At 57.6% G+C, this 16115-nt stretch carries 15 protein-coding genes; 9 read left to right on the plus strand and 6 right to left on the minus strand.

What is annotated here, in order from left to right; genetic code table 11:
* The first annotated feature begins 9 nt into the window (after positions 1-9).
* Positions 10-573 (plus strand): nucleotide exchange factor GrpE, encoded by a 564-nt coding sequence (locus ACR0MJ_RS18270; protein WP_170399405.1) that lies wholly within the window; start codon positions 10-12, stop codon positions 571-573.
* Positions 574-604: 31 nt separating this feature from the next.
* Here ACR0MJ_RS18270 and mutS read toward each other — a convergent pair whose 3' ends face one another.
* A complete protein-coding gene (mutS, locus tag ACR0MJ_RS18275) occupies positions 605-3217 on the minus strand; it encodes a DNA mismatch repair protein MutS (RefSeq protein WP_480762159.1) in 2613 nt (870 codons plus the stop codon).
* A gap of 161 nt (positions 3218-3378) precedes the next feature.
* Here mutS and ACR0MJ_RS18280 point away from each other — a divergent pair, with 161 nt between their 5' ends.
* Together ACR0MJ_RS18280 and ACR0MJ_RS18285 are read left to right on the plus strand one after the other, a co-directional pair.
* A complete protein-coding gene (locus tag ACR0MJ_RS18280; protein ID WP_480762107.1) occupies positions 3379-5634 on the plus strand; it encodes an NADP-dependent malic enzyme in 2256 nt (751 codons plus the stop codon).
* A 3-nt stretch (positions 5635-5637) separates the two neighbouring features.
* The gene (locus tag ACR0MJ_RS18285) at positions 5638-6510 is read left to right on the plus strand and encodes a ribokinase (protein ID WP_170694860.1); all 873 of its coding nucleotides are present in this window, start codon (positions 5638-5640) and stop codon (positions 6508-6510) included.
* On the opposite strand, the gene msrA is transcribed toward ACR0MJ_RS18285, so the two are convergent.
* The 3 genes from msrA to ACR0MJ_RS18300 form a co-directional block, all read right to left on the minus strand.
* The gene (msrA, locus tag ACR0MJ_RS18290; RefSeq protein ID WP_170399396.1) at positions 6507-7178 is read right to left on the minus strand and encodes a peptide-methionine (S)-S-oxide reductase MsrA; all 672 of its coding nucleotides are present in this window, start codon (positions 7176-7178) and stop codon (positions 6507-6509) included. The two genes, ACR0MJ_RS18285 and msrA, sit on opposite strands and share 4 nt — an antisense overlap.
* 91 nt (positions 7179-7269) lie before the next feature.
* Positions 7270-7551, minus strand: coding sequence for an SCP2 sterol-binding domain-containing protein (locus ACR0MJ_RS18295; protein ID WP_170598637.1), 282 nt, complete (start codon positions 7549-7551; stop codon positions 7270-7272).
* Positions 7552-7686: 135 nt separating this feature from the next.
* Positions 7687-8913: an argininosuccinate synthase gene (locus tag ACR0MJ_RS18300; RefSeq protein WP_480762109.1), complete on the minus strand. Its 1227-nt coding sequence runs from the start codon at positions 8911-8913 to the stop codon at positions 7687-7689.
* 138 nt (positions 8914-9051) lie between these two features.
* Here ACR0MJ_RS18300 and ACR0MJ_RS18305 point away from each other — a divergent pair, with 138 nt between their 5' ends.
* Together ACR0MJ_RS18305 and ilvA are read left to right on the plus strand one after the other, a co-directional pair.
* A complete protein-coding gene (locus ACR0MJ_RS18305) occupies positions 9052-9819 on the plus strand; it encodes a hypothetical protein (RefSeq protein WP_170613548.1) in 768 nt (255 codons plus the stop codon).
* A 57-nt stretch (positions 9820-9876) separates the two neighbouring features.
* On the plus strand, positions 9877-11103 hold the full coding sequence (ilvA, locus tag ACR0MJ_RS18310; RefSeq protein WP_170399362.1) for a threonine ammonia-lyase IlvA: 1227 nt from the start codon (positions 9877-9879) through the stop codon (positions 11101-11103).
* Here ilvA and ACR0MJ_RS18315 read toward each other — a convergent pair.
* Positions 11100-11429: an Hpt domain-containing protein gene (locus tag ACR0MJ_RS18315; protein ID WP_170466769.1), complete on the minus strand. Its 330-nt coding sequence runs from the start codon at positions 11427-11429 to the stop codon at positions 11100-11102. The genes ilvA and ACR0MJ_RS18315 overlap by 4 nt on opposite strands.
* Before the next feature lie 142 nt (positions 11430-11571).
* Between ACR0MJ_RS18315 and ACR0MJ_RS18320 the strand changes: the two genes are divergently transcribed.
* Positions 11572-12846 (plus strand): PP2C family protein-serine/threonine phosphatase, encoded by a 1275-nt coding sequence (locus ACR0MJ_RS18320; RefSeq protein ID WP_480762160.1) that lies wholly within the window; start codon positions 11572-11574, stop codon positions 12844-12846.
* On the opposite strand, the gene ACR0MJ_RS18325 is transcribed toward ACR0MJ_RS18320, so the two are convergent.
* Positions 12843-13286, minus strand: a complete 444-nt coding sequence (locus ACR0MJ_RS18325; protein ID WP_170734069.1) for an NUDIX hydrolase — start codon at positions 13284-13286, stop codon at positions 12843-12845. The two genes, ACR0MJ_RS18320 and ACR0MJ_RS18325, sit on opposite strands and share 4 nt — an antisense overlap.
* Before the next feature lie 76 nt (positions 13287-13362).
* Between ACR0MJ_RS18325 and hslO the strand changes: the two genes are divergently transcribed.
* From hslO to ACR0MJ_RS18340, 3 genes are read left to right on the plus strand one after another with little or no spacing between them, the layout of a single operon-like run.
* The gene (gene hslO / locus ACR0MJ_RS18330; RefSeq protein ID WP_170399357.1) at positions 13363-14349 is read left to right on the plus strand and encodes an Hsp33 family molecular chaperone HslO; all 987 of its coding nucleotides are present in this window, start codon (positions 13363-13365) and stop codon (positions 14347-14349) included.
* Positions 14339-14938, plus strand: coding sequence for a CoA pyrophosphatase (locus ACR0MJ_RS18335; RefSeq protein ID WP_480762114.1), 600 nt, complete (start codon positions 14339-14341; stop codon positions 14936-14938). Before hslO ends, ACR0MJ_RS18335 begins: the two co-directional genes overlap by 11 nt.
* A complete protein-coding gene (locus ACR0MJ_RS18340) occupies positions 14935-16089 on the plus strand; it encodes a CCA tRNA nucleotidyltransferase (protein ID WP_170515472.1) in 1155 nt (384 codons plus the stop codon). Before ACR0MJ_RS18335 ends, ACR0MJ_RS18340 begins: the two co-directional genes overlap by 4 nt.
* Positions 16090-16115: the final 26 nt, after the last annotated feature.

The raw sequence follows: 16115 nt of genomic DNA on the forward strand, positions 1-16115 counted from the left end.
GGGTAAGAGATGGCAGAGCCCAAGAACGAAGATTTTCTGGACGACATCATGTCCGCCGAGGCGGAAGAGTTTGCCGAAGATTTTGCTGAGATCAGCGATGAGGCGCTTGAGGTCGATCAACTGCGTGCTGAGCGCGATGATTACAAAGACAAGTTCATGCGTGCGCTGGCCGATGCCGAAAATGCGCGCAAGCGTGGCGACAAGGCGCGTCGGGATGCGGAACAATATGGCGGGTCAAAACTGGCCCGCGACATGCTTCCGGTTTACGACAATATGAAACGCGCGCTTGAGGCCGCGACGGATGAGCAGAAAGAGGTTGCCGCCGGCTTGCTGGAAGGTGTCGAGTTGACCATGCGCGCGCTGAAGGATGTGTTCCAGAAGCATGGGATCGAGGTGATTACGCCACAGGTCGGGGACAGGTTCGACCCGAATGTACATGAGGCGATGTTCGAGGCCCCGGTGCCCGGAACCAAAGCCGGCGACATCATTCAGGTGTCGGCAGAAGGCTTCATGCTGCACGACAGGTTGTTGCGCCCGGCGCAGGTTGGGGTGTCGTCAACGCCCGCAAGCTGAACAGTTCCTGGGTCAACCGGGTTCGAGGCGGTCAGGATCTGGCCGCCTCTTTCAGTTTGTAGATCAAGTCCAAGGCTTCGCGGGGGCTGAGTTCATCTGGAAGGATGGTTTCCAGCATATCAGTAACGGGCGAGGTTTTTGGCGCAGGGGGAGGCGGCGGCTCAGCTGAAAACAGGGGCAGATCGTCGATCAGTGCTTTCTGCTTACCGCCTTCACGTTCGGTTTTTTCTAATTGATCCAACACGATACGGGCGCGGTCCACGACCGAGGCGGGCAAGCCAGCCAATTGTGCAACCTGGACGCCGTAAGACCGATCGGCAGCGCCTTTATGTACCTCATGCAGAAAGATGACTTCACCCTCCCATTCTTTGACTGCAACGGTCGCGTTTTCTACACCGTTCAGACTTCCAGCGAGTGCAGTTAATTCGTGGTAGTGGGTGGCGAACAATGCGCGGCATTGGTTTGCCGCGTGTAGGTGTTCCAGTGTGGCCCAGGCAATGGAAAGGCCGTCGTAGGTCGCGGTGCCTCGGCCGATCTCATCAAGGATTACGAGCGCGCGGTCGTCGGCCTGATTCAGAATAGCTGCGGTTTCGACCATTTCGACCATAAAGGTCGAGCGGCCCCGCGCCAGATCGTCTGACGCTCCGACGCGGCTGAACAATTGACTGACTAATCCGATTTGCGCCCGTTCTGCCGGAACATAGCTGCCCATCTGCGCCAGTAGGGCGATCAGCGCATTCTGGCGCAGGAAGGTTGATTTACCGGCCATGTTGGGACCGGTGAGCAACCAAATTGCAGCGCCTGCATCGGCGCTCAGATCGCAGTCGTTGGCGATGAAAGCATCGCCGCTTTGCTGCCTCAGGGCATGCTCGACCACCGGGTGACGGCCTCTTTTGATGTCGAATGCGCGTGACCCGTCGACCTTTGGACGGCACCAGCTTTCGCCGCGAGCCAGATCGGCGAGTGCAGTGGTTAGATCCAGCTCAGCCAGTCCGCGCGCGGCCTGATTTAGCCGTGCGGCAACATCCAGAATAGCCCCAGAAAGTCTTTGATAGAGCCGTTTTTCGATCTCTAACGCGAGATTTCCGGCATTGAGAATCTTTGTTTCGATCTCGGATAGCTCCACCGTGGTGAAGCGCACCTGATTGGCGGTGGTTTGGCGGTGGATATAAGTCTCGCTAAATGGCGGGTTCAACATTTTCTCGGCATGGGTTGCCGTGGTCTCGATGAAGTAGCCAAGCACATTGTTGTGTTTGATCTTCAGTGACGTGATGCCGGTATGCTCGGCGTATTTCTGTTGGAAACCTGCGATGACCGAACGGCCTTCGTCACGCAAGGTGCGCGCTTCGTCCAATTCGGTATCAAACCCGGGGGCGATAAAGCCGCCATCGCGGGCCAGCAAGGGTGGTTCGGCAACCAATGCTTCGTCCAGCAAAGCCAACAGATCGTCAAATCCGACAAGGTTCTGGACGGCAGTGGCCAGCAGAACAGGCAGATCCTGTGAGGCACAGGTTTCAGCGATTGTTGCGGCTTGTTCCAATCCATTGCGGATAGCGGCCAGATCACGCGGGCCGCCTCGATCCAGCGAAAGACGAGACAGAGCGCGATCCAGATCGGGTGTTTTGCGTAAAGCTTCGCGCAGATCTGAGGCGATCAGGCTATCTTCGACCGCTAAAGATACCGCGTCCAGTCGGGCGTGGATCACATCCAGATTACGCGAGGGGCTGGACAGTCGCTGTTCCAGAAGTCTTGCGCCACCTGGCGTTACTGTTCGGTCGACCACGGACAGCAGCGACCCGGCGCGCCCACCAGACAGCGACCGGGTCAGTTCCAGATTGCGTCGCGTTGCGGCGTCGATCTGAACCACGCGATCCTCGGATTCCTTTAAGGGCGTTTGCAGCAGGGGCAGTTTGCCCTTTTGCGTGATCTCCAGATAATCGATCAGCGCGCCCATGGCCGAAACCTCGGCGCGCCCGAAGTTCCCGAATGCATCCAGAGCGCCCACGTGAAACAACCCGCAGATGCGTTTCTCGGCTGCAGCGCTGTCAAAACTGGCGCGTCCGACAGGCGTAAGCGATATGCCAAGGTCCATGACGGTTTCATGCAGCTTTTCCTCGGACCCATCGGCCACGATCAGCTCAGATGGGGCCAGCCGAGCGAGTTCAGGGCTCAACCGGATTGACGTCAGCGGCATCACGTGAAACGCACCGGTTGAGATATCGGCCCAGGCCAGTGCGGCTTCGTCCCGAACCTCGGCATAGGCAGCCAGAAAGTTGTGCCGCCGCGCCTCTAGCAGGGCATCTTCGGTCAGTGTGCCGGGCGTCACCAGACGCACAACACCGCGCTTTACCACCGATTTAGAGCCTCTTTTCTTGGCTTCCGCCGGGCTTTCCATCTGCTCGCAGACCGCGACGCGGAACCCTTTTCGGATCAGGGTCAGCAAGTAGCCCTCGGCAGAATGCACCGGCACGCCGCACATCGGGATATCGTCGCCATTGTGTTTGCCGCGCTTGGTCAGCGCGATATCCAACGCCTCAGCCGCGTTCACCGCATCCTCGAAGAACATCTCGTAGAAGTCACCCATGCGATAAAACAGCAGGGCATCTGCATGAGCCTCTTTGATCTTAAGGTACTGCGCCATCATCGGCGTGACTGTGGACAAATTCGGTCCCTTTCTGGCGTGTTCCGGGCGCGACCTTACAAATCCCGCATCTTCAGTAAAAGGTGAAAACTCATTCTCGTTGAGGCGCGGCCCCGCCTGCGTTATGAGGCAAAAGCCCCAAAGTCATGGAAACGACCTGTAAGATGCCCAAAGCGAAGATCACCAAAGAAGAGGCGCTGGCCTTTCACCTAGACCCGACCCCCGGCAAGTGGGAGGTGCAGGCCACCGTACCCATGACCACGCAGCGCGATCTTTCGCTGGCCTACAGCCCTGGCGTTGCGGTTCCCTGTGAAGCCATCGCTGAAGCACCAGAGACGGCGTATGACTATACAAACAAAGGCAATCTGGTTGCCGTGATCTCGAACGGTACCGCCGTTCTGGGCCTTGGAAATCTGGGTGCGCTGGGCTCAAAACCGGTGATGGAAGGCAAATCGGTCCTGTTCAAGCGGTTCGCTGATGTGAACTCGATCGATATCGAGCTGGATACCGAAGACCCGGACGAGTTCTGTCGCGCTGTGCGCCTGATGGGTCCGACCTTTGGCGGTATCAATCTGGAAGATATCAAAGCACCCGAATGTTTCATCATCGAACAACGCCTGAAGGAAGAGATGGATATCCCGGTCTTCCACGATGATCAGCATGGCACAGCAGTGATTTGTGCGGCGGGCCTGCTTAACGCGTTGCATATCTCGGGCAAAAAGATCGAAGATGTAAAAATCGTCCTGAACGGGGCAGGCGCTGCAGGAATTGCATGTATCGAACTGCTCAAGGCCATGGGTGCACGGCACGAGAATTGCATCGTCTGCGACACCAAAGGCGTGATTTATCAGGGCCGGACCGAGGGCATGAACCAGTGGAAGTCGGCCCATGCCATCACGACTGATCTTCGCACTTTGGAAGAGGCCATGAAGGATGCGGATGTATTTCTGGGCGTGTCGGTCAAAGGGGCGGTGACACAAGACATGGTCGCCAGCATGGCTGACAATCCGGTGATTTTCGCCATGGCGAACCCTGACCCGGAAATCACCCCGGAAGAGGCGCACGAGGTGCGCGTTGATGCGATCGTCGCGACGGGCCGTAGCGATTATCCGAATCAGGTGAATAACGTTCTGGGTTTTCCTTACCTGTTCCGCGGTGCGCTGGATATTCATGCCCGTGCGATCAATGACGAGATGAAAATCGCCTGCGCCCATGCTCTGGCGCGATTGGCACGTGAAGATGTTCCGGATGAGGTTGCCATGGCCTATGGCAAGTCGCTGACTTTTGGGCGCGACTACATCATTCCAACGCCTTTTGATCCGCGCCTGATCCACCGTATCCCGCCTGCGGTTGCCAAGGCTGGTATGGATACCGGCGCGGCGCGACGTCCGATCATCGATATGGACGCTTATGAGCTGAGCCTGAAATCCCGCATGGACCCGACGGCCAGCATCCTGCGCGGCTTGAACGCGCGGGCGCGTCAGGCGCAAAGCCGGATGATCTTTGCCGAGGGAGACGATCCGCGCGTATTGCGCGCGGCCGTTATGTACCAACGCTCGGGCTTTGGTAAGGCTCTGGTTGTGGGCCGGCCAGACGACGTAAAGGAAAAGCTCGAAGCCGCTGGTCTTGGGGACGCGGTGCGTGAAATTGATGTGGTGAACGCCGCCAATACCGCGCATCTCGAGGCCTATAAGGATTTTCTGTATCAGCGCCTGCAGCGTAAGGGCTTTGATCACAAAGATATTCACCGCCTCGCTGCACGGGATCGGCATGTGTTTTCGTCTTTAATGCTGGCGCATGGTCATGCGGATGGTCTGGTGACAGGGGCCACTCGTAAGTCGGCGCATGTGCTGGACCGCATCAACCATGTGTTCGATGCGGATGCCGCCCATGGTGCGGCGGGGGTTACCGCATTGCTGCACAAAGGACGGATCGTTCTGATTGGCGACACGCTGGTGCATGAATGGCCGGACGAGAATGATCTGGCCAACATCGCAGAACGTGCCGCTGCCGTGGCACGCCATATGGGGCTGGAGCCTCGGGCGGCGTTTGTGAGTTTCTCGACCTTTGGTTATCCGGTCTCCGAGCGCGCGGAAAAAATGCACCGTGCTCCGGCAGTGCTGGACGAGCGCGGCGTCGATTTCGAATACGAAGGCGAGATGACGGTTGATGTGGCCCTGAACGTGGACCAGCAAGAGGCCTATCCATTCCAACGCCTGACAGGTCCGGCCAATATCCTGATTGTTCCAGCACGGCACTCGGCATCGATCTCGACTAAGCTAATGCAGGAGATGGGCGGAGCTACCGTAATCGGACCGATCCTGTCTGGGATCGATAAGCAGATCCAGATCTGTTCGACGGTCTCAACCGCGAATGACATTCTGAACATGGCCATCCTAGCCTCTTGCGATATCGGGTAAATCATGACGATCTGGAACCTCGGCTCTATCAACGCGGATATGGTTTATGCCCTGCCGCATTTGCCTGAAGCGGGTGAAACCCTTGCGGCCAGCGGGTTGCAGAGGTTTCTGGGCGGCAAAGGCGCCAATATGTCGGTGGCGGCAGCCCGGGCTGGTTCCCGGGTATCGCATATCGGTGCTGTGGGTTCAGATGGTCTTTGGGCGCGGGACAGGCTGACCGAATATGGCGTGGATACGCGGCATATTGCCGAGGTGGATGTGCCAACGGGTCACGCGATCATCGCGGTGGACGCGCAGGGTGAAAACCTGATCGTTCTGTATCAAGGCGCCAACCATGCCATCTCGAACGACCAACTTGGGCAGGCGTTGTCCTCGGCGGTATCAGGTGATCTTCTGGTGATGCAGAACGAAACCAATGCGCAGATTGAGGCCGCTAAACTAGGTTGCGAAATGGGGCTGACTGTCTGCTACGCCGCCGCCCCATTTCAGGCAGACGCAGTTCAAGCGGTTCTACCGTATTTGGATTTTCTGATCCTCAACGAAGTCGAGGCCGAGCAATTGCAGGATGCAACGGGTCTCGCCCCTTCAGACCTGCCGGTCGAACATGTGATCGTCACCTTTGGCTCAAAAGGTGCGCGCTACTATCAGCAAGATCATCAACCCCAAGCGTTTCAGGCCCATAAGGTCAACGCTGTGGATACCACCGGGGCAGGTGACACATTCACCGGCTATGTGTTGGCTGGAATGGACCGGGGTATGCCGATGGCGCAGGCGATTGCCCAAGCAAACCGCGCCGCGGCCCTGATGGTCACGCGGCACGGCACTGCAGATGTCATTCCTGATCTGAAAGAGGTGCGTGAAGCGCAGTTTGACTAGGACCCTGCAAAGGGCGCTTCGTTGCCCCACAATTGTTTGACCCGCGCATCGCGACCGCAGGCTTCGCGGTAGGCCTTATAGGCGTTCTTTTGGCGCTTGGGGCCAAAGCGGGTCAGTACCAGCTTGCTACCCTTGTAATAATCCTGGTGATACGCTTCGGCTGGATAAAACGTTCCAGCTTGCAGGATCGGCGTGACCACAGTCTGCCCCAGCGCGTTTTGTGCGCTGGTCTTGGCTTGCTGTGCCTGCGCCTTTTCCCCTTTATTAGAGACGAAAATTGCTGTGCGATAGCTGTCGCCGCGATCGCAGAACTGGCCACCCGCATCCGTGGGATCGACTGAGCGGAAGAACATGTTCAGCAAGGTTGCACGGGAAACGCGGGCGGGATCGAAGGTGATCTGGACCGCCTCGTAATGCCCTGTTCCGCCTTTCGAGACCTGATCATAGGTGGGACTATCCGTCTTGCCACCGGTATAGCCCGAGACCGCGCCGATCACGCCGGGCACGGACTCGAAATCGGATTCCACGCACCAGAAACAGCCACCGGCGACTGTTAGCGTCTCAGTGCCAGCGGCCGGAGCAGGTAAGGCGCGCAGCATTGCTGCCAACAAGATCAGCACGAACAGAAGTGAAGGTTTCAGGCAATCAAGGTAAGTGATCCGGGTCATGGCAGGTCTCCTTCCGAAACCAAGCTGCCCGCAGATTTTTGTGCTTGCAATGCGCTGACATGATTTGTCACGCGCTGGTGAGACGAGTTTATCAGCCCAGCAGCTGCCCCAGCTTCATCGCAACACCCATGTTGCCCGAGATTTTCAGCTTGCCCAGCGCAACCCCGGTCATTGGGTTCAGCTTACCGGTCAGCAACTTAGAGAGGTTCTCGCGCGAGATGCGGATGGTGCAGTCTGTGTCCCGATCCTGGGTTGAGGCAGTATTCTCCGCCAGAACGATCACGCCCTCGTCGCCACAATCGAACTTAAGCGATCCGTCAAAGTTTTTGCCGTTCAAACCCTTTTGAATTCCGTCGGCGATGTCTTGCAGCATTATCCGTCCTTCCCTGATTGACGTATGCGTAAAGTCAATCGCCTGATCCGGGCAAGCCCGACCCGACGGAAACCCGGCAAAGAAAAACCCCGGTGCCTGATCAGACACCGGGGCCAGATCTAAAATTCTAAACGCTTACTTGCTCAGCCGTTTGTCACGCGCGGCCAGAAGCTTCAGGCGCAGTGCGTTCAACTGGATGAAGCCTGCCGCATCTTTCTGGTCATATGCACCAGCGTCTTCCTCAAAGGTCACGTGCGCCTCGGAGTACAGCGAATGATCCGACCAGCGGCCCACGGTTGAGGCAAGACCTTTGTACAGTTTCACGCGAACGGTGCCGGTGACATGCTCTTGCGACTTGTCGATGGCTGCCTGCAGCATCTCCCGCTCGGGCGAGTACCAGAAGCCGTTATAGATCAGCTCGGCATATTGCGGCATCAGCTGGTCCTTCAGATGCATCGCGCCGCGGTCCATGGTGATGGACTCGATCCCACGATGCGCTTCCAACAGGATGGTGCCGCCGGGGGTTTCGTAAATACCGCGCGATTTCATTCCAACGAAGCGGCCTTCGACCAGATCGAGACGGCCAATGCCGTGCTTGCCGCCATATTCGTTCAGCTTGGTCAGGATGGTCGCGGGGCTCATCGCCTCGCCATTGATGCTGACCGAGTCGCCTTTTTCAAAACCGATCTCGATAAACTCCGGCTCGTTCGGCGCATCCTCGGGGTGGACAGTGCGTTGATAGACATAGTCGGGTGCCATATCGGCGGGGTCTTCCAGAACCTTACCCTCGGACGAGGTGTGCAGCAGGTTGGCGTCAACCGAGAAGGGCGCTTCGCCGCGCTTGTCCTTGGCGATCGGGATCTGGTTTGCTTCGGCAAATTCCAGCAGACGGGTCCGGCTGGTCAGATCCCACTCGCGCCACGGCGCGATCACCTTGATTTCGGGATTCAGTGCGTAAGCAGCCAGTTCAAAACGAACCTGATCGTTGCCTTTGCCTGTTGCGCCATGGGCGACAGCGTCAGCACCGGTCGCTTCGGCAATCTCGACCAGACGTTTCGAGATCAGAGGCCGTGCGATCGAGGTGCCCAGCAGGTACAGCCCTTCGTACTGTGCATTGGCGCGGAACATCGGGAAGACGAAATCGCGGACGAATTCCTCGCGGATGTCTTCGATATAGATGTTCTCGGGTTTGATCCCCAGCAGCTCGGCTTTCTTGCGGGCGGGCTCCAGCTCCTCGCCCTGACCCAGATCGGCGGTGAAGGTCACGACCTCACAGCCATACTCGGTCTGCAGCCATTTCAGAATGATCGAGGTATCAAGGCCACCGGAATAGGCCAGAACAACTTTCTTGGGCGCGGACATCTGATTTCCCTTTGTACGTAGAACGACTGGCCCCTAGCGGGTTTTGGACGTGGGGGCAAGCGGCGTGCATTGACGCAGGGCGGGAATTGCGGTGAAACGGGCGGATAGAGAACAATGATTGGTTGAGAGGGCGGTTTCATGCTGGGGCTGGAGATTTTCGTACATTCGGTGAAGATGGTTTTGAGGAACCTGACGCAGGCGCTACAGATTTCAGTCGTACCGGCGCTCATTGGCGGCTTTTTAGCCATCGGCCTGTTCTTCCTGTTTGGCATCCCTTTCGAAGAATTCAACAGTGAAACCAATGGCTTCCCTGAAGGCGTAACGGCCGCGTCCTTCACCGGATTTCTGCTCTGCCTTATGGCCGTTGTCTTTGGGGTCATGCTGTGGATTGTCGTGTCGTGGCACCGTTTCGTTCTACTTGAGGAATATCCAAGCGGTTTGGTTCCGCCTTTCAGGTTCGACCGTGTGCTCGCCTATTTCGGACGCCTTCTGATGCTCGGCCTAATCGCTCTTATCATCATGATACCGGGAGCGCTGATCATGGGCATGATGGCGCAATCCTCTGTGGCGCTGGGAGTTCTGGTTTGGCTGGGTTTGATCATCTTTCTCACGATCGGATTCTATCGGGCCTCCCCGATTTTACCCGGCGCAGCGATCGGAAAACCAATAAAGCTGTCTGAAGCGTGGCAAGCAACCTCGGGCGCAAGCGGAGCCATCGCACTTCTGGTTGTCTTGTCCATTCTCTTCCAAATATTGCTTCAGCTACTGGCGTCTTTGCTGCTTTTCGTCCCGATCATAGGTGTCTTGATTGTCTTGTTTGCGAGCATGCTGATCGTCCCCTTGATCAATGTCAGTATCCTGACGACGATCTATGGTGTGTTCATCGAAAAGCGCGAGCTGGCCTAAGCCCGTACACATATGTATTCCTTGCCCTTTCGACGATGATGGGGCAGGGAATCCAACATGACTGATTTCACGACCCGCGCCCGCGCTGCCGAAAAGGCAATGCGCTCAGTGTTTCCGGCAACTCCGTTGCAGCGGAACGCCCATCTGTCCGACCGTTACGGCGCGGATATCTGGCTCAAGCGCGAAGACCTCAGCCCGGTGCGGTCGTATAAAATCCGCGGTGCGTTCAATGCGATGCGCAAGCAGCAGGGGCAGGACCTATTCGTTTGCGCCAGCGCTGGCAACCATGCGCAGGGCGTGGCCTATATGTGTAAGCATCTGGGTGTGCGGGGTGTGATCTTCATGCCGGTGACCACGCCGCAGCAGAAGATCCAGAAGACGCGCATTTTCGGCGGCGACAATATCGAGGTTCACCTGATCGGTGACTATTTCGATGACACGCTGGCTGCGGCGCAAAGCTGGTGCGCAGAACAGGGCGGATATTTCCTGTCTCCGTTCGATGATGCGGATGTGATCGAGGGGCAGGCCTCATTGGCGGTTGAGATCGAAGAGCAATTGGGCCGAGTGCCCGATCATGTAATTCTGCCGGTTGGCGGCGGCGGTATGTCTTCGGGGGTGGCGACCTGGTTCGGGGACCGGGCGCATTGCCTGTTCGTGGAACCGGCCGGCGGGGCGTGTTTGCGCGCGGCGCTGGCAGCGGGGCACCCGGTGGCGCTGGATCATGTGGATACATTTGTCGATGGCGCAGCAGTAGGCCGGATTGGTGAGAAACCGTTTGAATTGCTGAAATCGCGGCATCTGTCGGATGTGCTGACTTTGTCCGAAGACCGCATCTGTACCACCATGATCGAGATGCTGAATGTCGAGGGCATCGTTCTGGAACCTGCCGGTGCATTGGCGGTTGAGGCCGTGGGTGACGTGCAAAGCTTTGTGCGTGGCAAGACGGTGGTCTGTGTCACCTCGGGCGGGAACTTCGATTTCGAGCGTTTACCAGAGGTCAAAGAACGTGCGCAGCGCTATTCCGGGGTGAAGAAATACTTCATCCTGCGCCTACCGCAGCGCCCCGGTGCCCTGAAAGAATTCCTCGGCATCCTCGGCCCTGAGGATGATATCGCACGGTTCGAATACATGAAGAAATCGGCGCGCAACTTTGGCTCGGTGCTGATCGGAATCGAAACCCGAAAGCCCGAGAACTTCATGCGCCTGTTTGCGCATCTGGATGAAGCCGGGTTCACTTATACGGATATTACCGAAGACGAGACGCTGGCACAGTTTGTGATCTAGCGCAGGTTTTCGGCCAGACCGGCCTGAAACAGTTTTTTCGACTCGTCGTAGGTCGCGATAATCGCCGATAGATCAACGGCGGCGTTTTCACCTGCGGCTGCGCGTCGCTCACCGTCCTGGCACAGTTTCGAGAAACTATCAAAGCCAAGACTCAGCGCGCTGCCCTTCAGGAAATGCAGGTTCTGTTCGATCTCGGACCGGGTAGTGTCATCGCGTAGCTTAGTGATAACTTCCTGAACCTCGTCCAAAAAGATCTCGACAACCTCGGTGAACTCGTCTGCGCCGACTTCATCACGTAACTGTCTGACTCTGGACCACTGAATCATGCCACCCTCTTGCGATTGCATATAGTTAGACCGTCGCGGGTAAAGATGGGGTTAAATCGCGGCCATTTTGTTTTTCATAGGATGTTAAGCTGAGAGGCATAGCGTTGCGACAACTGGAGAGTTGAGCAAGTACAGGGACTTCATGGTGCCGGATGCCAGTCAAGTTGAGACCCGGGTCGAGCTGGATTTTGGTGCGATCCGCAAGGTTCTTGTTGTGGACGACAGCCGTCTGCAGCGGCGCATTCTGGTGGCCTCGCTTAAAAAGTGGGGATTCGAGGTTCTTGAAGCCGACAGTGGTGAAGCCGCGATAGAGCTTTGCACCTCGGACCCGCCTGATCTTGTTCTAAGCGACTGGGTCATGCCAGGTATGGGCGGGCTTGAGTTCTGTCGCGCCTTCCGAGAGCTGGACAGTGAGCAATATAGCTATTTCATTCTTCTGACCTCAAAAAGCGAAAAGCAGGAGGTCGCGCGCGGTCTGGATGCTGGGGCAGACGATTTTCTGATCAAGCCGCTTGAGGCTGATGAGCTGCGTGCGCGCATATCGGCCGGGGCGCGTATTCTTGACATGCAACGCGAATTGTCCCGAAAAAACCAGTTGATCGAAACAGCGCTGAACGAACTGAAGCTTGCCCATGATGCGATCGATAAAGACCTGATGCAGGCGCGCAAAATTCAGGATTCGCTGGTGCCCGAATTGAAGGGAACCTTTGGCAACTCACAGGTCAGCCTGCTTCTGAAACCTTGCGGTCATATCGGCGGTGATCTGGTGGGGATGTTCTCGCCCGGTGTCAATCGGCTGGGGTTTTACAGCATTGATGTCTCCGGCCACGGGATCACCTCTGCGATGATGACGGCACGGCTGGGCGGGTATCTGTCCAGCACGCATTTCGATCAGAACATCGCGATGGAGCGTCGTTTTAATAAATTCTACGCCCTTCTGCCACCCGAAGAGGTCGCGTCGTTGCTCAACTCGCGTCTGATCGCCGATGCCGGGATCGAAGAATACTTCACCATGGTCTATGCCATCATCGATCTGCGCAACGGACATCTGAAAATGGTGCAGGCCGGACACCCGCATCCGCTGTTGCTGCGCCGTGATGGTAAAACCGAGTTCCTGGGCGAAGGCGGGTTGCCCATTGGTCTGCTGCCCGAGGCGCAGTTTCAGCAGACGGAAACCTATATGCAACCGGGCGACAAACTGCTCTTGCATTCGGACGGGTTCACCGAATGCCAGCTCGCCGACGGCAGTTTGCTGGATGATGACGGGTTGAAGGCGATGGCTGTTGAATGCGCCGCCGATCACGGTGGACCGGAATTCCTAGATGACATGTTCTGGCGTCTTACACAGGTGATGTCACCGGACAGCGGAATTGCGGATGATGTCTCTGCAGTGTTTTTTGAATATAACGGACCTTAAAGCCCATGCAGGTGGCGCTGGGCGAAATGGGCGTCGCCCTCGTTGCCCAACAGATGAACGGCATCTGCGGTCTCCATCCAAATGGCCTCGTGAAGGTCTTCGGTCGGAGGGCCTAGGCGTCTGACCGGGTGGGCGCGGTAAATCAGGCAGACCTTCTCGGCCCACAGATCGTATTCCGGCATGTAGGTATATCGACGAAATGCACCCACTCTCCGGGGCGCGGCGATCAGCCAGCCGGTTTCTTCGTAAACCTCACGGTGAAGCGCTGTAATGGGTGATTCCCCCGGATCGATGCCGCCGCCCGGCAGCTGCAGATCGGGTCCGGGTTCCAGCTGACAGGTCAGCAGCAATCGGTTGCCTTGTGGCAATAGGGCATAAACGCCGGCCCGCCGGGTGTATTTTCGCTCTGCCTCGGGGCTTTCACCGAACCGTCTGATCATGTAAGGCCCCTTTCAACCCAAACTGTTCAACCTATATGGTGGCGGTATGCCAACCTGTGGCGCTTAAGGAAACCCCATGTCTATTGGAACCAAAATCGCGTGGGACGATACCGTCCTGCCCTTTCAACTCGATATACCCGACATGCGAGGCCGCGTGGCCCGGCTGGACGGCGTGTTGGGCGGCATCTTGAAACAGCACGACTACCCCGAGGTGGTCGAGGCGCTGGTGGCCGAGATGGCCCTGCTGACTGCATTGATAGGGCAAACGGTATCGCTGCGCTGGAAGCTGTCTCTGCAGGTGCAATCCAAGGGCGCGGTGCGGATGATCGCAACCGATTATTATGCGCCACAGGTCGAGGGCGAACCCGCGCAGATCCGCGCCTATGCGAGCTTTGACCGCGACCGGCTGACCGATGCAGCCCCTTTCGATCAGGTGGGTGACGGGTACTTCGCCATCATGATCGACCAAGGTGAAGGTACACAGCCTTATCAAGGCATCACCCCATTGGCTGGGGGATCACTGAGCGCGTGTGCGGAAGCCTATTTCGCGCAGTCCGAACAGCTGCCGACCCGGTTTTCGTTGAGCTTCGGCAAATCGACCGAACCCGGTGTCGGTGAACACTGGCGCGCTGGCGGGATCATGCTGCAGCACATGCCCAAAGCCTCGCCCTTTGCCGCTTCCGGGGAGGGCAGCGGAGAGATCCTGTCTGCCTCGGATCTGGTGGACGGTGAAGAGGGCGAGAACTGGGATCGCGTCAACATCCTGCTCGACACCGTGGATGATCTGGAGATGATCGGGCCATCCGTTGCGCCAACCGACCTTCTGGTGCGTCTGTTTCACGAGGAACAGCCTCGCGTCTATGATGCACAGCAGGTAAAATTCGGTTGCACTTGTTCCGAAGATCGCGTGCGCCAAAGCCTGTCGATCTATTCGGCGCAGGATATTGCGACAATGACCACGGACGAAGGCACCGTCACAGCAGACTGCCAATTCTGCGGTGCGCACTATGTGCTGGACCCTGCGACCGTCGGGTTCGAGGCCGAAGGCCCGGATGGCGCGTGATCTGATCACAGACCTGACCGAGGCGCTGAGCCGTGACGGGCCCGGGTCCAGTGACTTTGATCTGAACCCGGAAACGGTGCTGCCGGCGGGGCGCAAACTGCGCCCTGCGGGCGTGTTAGTGCCTGTTTCTGTGACCGGAGACGCATCTCGATTGATCTTGACCAAACGCTCTTCGGCGTTGAAACACCATCCGGGCCAGATCGCCTTTCCGGGTGGAAAACAGGATGAGGGCGACATCGACGTTACTGCGACAGCTTTGCGCGAAGCACAGGAAGAAATTGGTCTTCCGCCAGAACTACCCAGTATTCTGGGTCATCTGCCGACTCATGAAACCGTGACATCCTTTTCGGTCACGCCGGTTGTTGCGATCCTTGAAGCCAGTTTTGAACCAGTCGCCGAACCGGGCGAGGTGGATGAGATCTTCTTCGTTCCGCTTGCGCATGTCCTGAACCCAGAGAATTATGTCGTCGAGTCGCGCCGTTGGCGTGGCCAAAGACGGTATTACTATGCTGTGCCCTATGGCCCCTATTATATCTGGGGTGCGACGGCACGGATGCTGCGGGGATTGGCAGCGCGGATGAGTGAATGAAGCGGATCACAGAAGATTGGTTAACCGACCAAGCCACGCAGGATGTATGCACCGCCCTGACCAACGGCGGGGCGCAGGCGCTATTCGTTGGCGGTTGTGTGCGCAATGCTCTGCTGCAGGCGCCGGTTTCTGACATTGATATCGCCACAGACGCTGAGCCGGAACACGTCGTGGAACTGGCGCAGAAAGCTGGGCTGAAGCCGATACCAACAGGGATAGACCATGGCACCGTGACGATTGTCAGCAAAGGTATCCCGCACGAGGTCACGACGTTTCGCCGTGACGTCGAAACGGATGGTCGGCGTGCTGTCGTCGCCTTTTCCGACAAGGTCGAAGAAGACGCCGCGCGTCGTGATTTCACCATGAACGCGCTTTATGCCAAACCTGACGGCACAATCCTTGATCCGCTGAACGGTTTGCCGGATCTACAGGCGCGTCGCGTACGGTTCATCGGGGAGGCCAGTGATCGCATCCAAGAAGACTACCTAAGGTCGCTCAGATATTTCAGGTTTCATGCTTGGTACGGGGATGTGGATGGTGGCTTTGACCCCGCTGCACTGGATGCAATAGCTGCAAATTTGGACGGGTTAGAGACACTTTCGCGCGAACGGGTCGGGGCAGAGATGCTTAAACTGCTCGCTGCGCCTGACCCCGCGCCGTCGGTTGCCGCCATGCGCGTCACTGGCGTTTTGGCGCAGCTCTTACCCGGGGCTGATGACCGGGCACTGCCGATCCTGATTCAGCTGGAACAAGACGCCCATGCAGCGCCCGAAGCGATTCGTCGTTTGGCAGCGATTGCGTCGCCCGAAGTGGCCAAAACCCTGCGTCTCAGCCGCGCGCAACTGCAGCGTCTGGCTCGGATGCGCGACGAAGCGATGGCGACGACCAGTGTCGCAGAATTGGGTTATCGCTATGGGTCGGAAGGCGGATTGCACGAGACACTTTTGCGTCATGCATTTCTTGAACAGCCTTGGTCCGAAGACCTGAACCGAGCTTTGCAAAAAGGGTCCGCGGCCAGTTTCCCGATCAAGGCGGCGGATTTGATCCCCGCCTTCTCGGGCCCCGCGCTGGGCGCAAAACTGGCCGAGCTTGAGGCGCGTTGGATCGCGTCGGATTTCGCGCTTAGCCGCGAAGAATTGCTGGCCGACTGATTTGAAGTCTCAAAAAGGGATGACAA

It is taken from the genome of Ruegeria sp. C6 (genome assembly GCF_056537625.1).

What these genes read in the sequence shown, in the direction of transcription:
- ACR0MJ_RS18270 (WP_170399405.1), top strand. Translation starts at nt 10, where the DNA reads ATGGCAGAGCCCAAGAACGAAGATTTTCTGGACGACATCATGTCCGCC.
- mutS (WP_480762159.1), bottom strand. Translation starts at nt 3,217, where the DNA reads ATGATGGCGCAGTACCTTAAGATCAAAGAGGCTCATGCAGATGCCCTG.
- ACR0MJ_RS18280 (WP_480762107.1), top strand. Translation starts at nt 3,379, where the DNA reads ATGCCCAAAGCGAAGATCACCAAAGAAGAGGCGCTGGCCTTTCACCTA.
- ACR0MJ_RS18285 (WP_170694860.1), top strand. Translation starts at nt 5,638, where the DNA reads ATGACGATCTGGAACCTCGGCTCTATCAACGCGGATATGGTTTATGCC.
- msrA (WP_170399396.1), bottom strand. Translation starts at nt 7,178, where the DNA reads ATGACCCGGATCACTTACCTTGATTGCCTGAAACCTTCACTTCTGTTC.
- ACR0MJ_RS18295 (WP_170598637.1), bottom strand. Translation starts at nt 7,551, where the DNA reads ATGCTGCAAGACATCGCCGACGGAATTCAAAAGGGTTTGAACGGCAAA.
- ACR0MJ_RS18300 (WP_480762109.1), bottom strand. Translation starts at nt 8,913, where the DNA reads ATGTCCGCGCCCAAGAAAGTTGTTCTGGCCTATTCCGGTGGCCTTGAT.
- ACR0MJ_RS18305 (WP_170613548.1), top strand. Translation starts at nt 9,052, where the DNA reads ATGCTGGGGCTGGAGATTTTCGTACATTCGGTGAAGATGGTTTTGAGG.
- ilvA (WP_170399362.1), top strand. Translation starts at nt 9,877, where the DNA reads ATGACTGATTTCACGACCCGCGCCCGCGCTGCCGAAAAGGCAATGCGC.
- ACR0MJ_RS18315 (WP_170466769.1), bottom strand. Translation starts at nt 11,429, where the DNA reads ATGATTCAGTGGTCCAGAGTCAGACAGTTACGTGATGAAGTCGGCGCA.
- ACR0MJ_RS18320 (WP_480762160.1), top strand. Translation starts at nt 11,572, where the DNA reads ATGGTGCCGGATGCCAGTCAAGTTGAGACCCGGGTCGAGCTGGATTTT.
- ACR0MJ_RS18325 (WP_170734069.1), bottom strand. Translation starts at nt 13,286, where the DNA reads ATGATCAGACGGTTCGGTGAAAGCCCCGAGGCAGAGCGAAAATACACC.
- hslO (WP_170399357.1), top strand. Translation starts at nt 13,363, where the DNA reads ATGTCTATTGGAACCAAAATCGCGTGGGACGATACCGTCCTGCCCTTT.
- ACR0MJ_RS18335 (WP_480762114.1), top strand. Translation starts at nt 14,339, where the DNA reads ATGGCGCGTGATCTGATCACAGACCTGACCGAGGCGCTGAGCCGTGAC.
- ACR0MJ_RS18340 (WP_170515472.1), top strand. Translation starts at nt 14,935, where the DNA reads ATGAAGCGGATCACAGAAGATTGGTTAACCGACCAAGCCACGCAGGAT.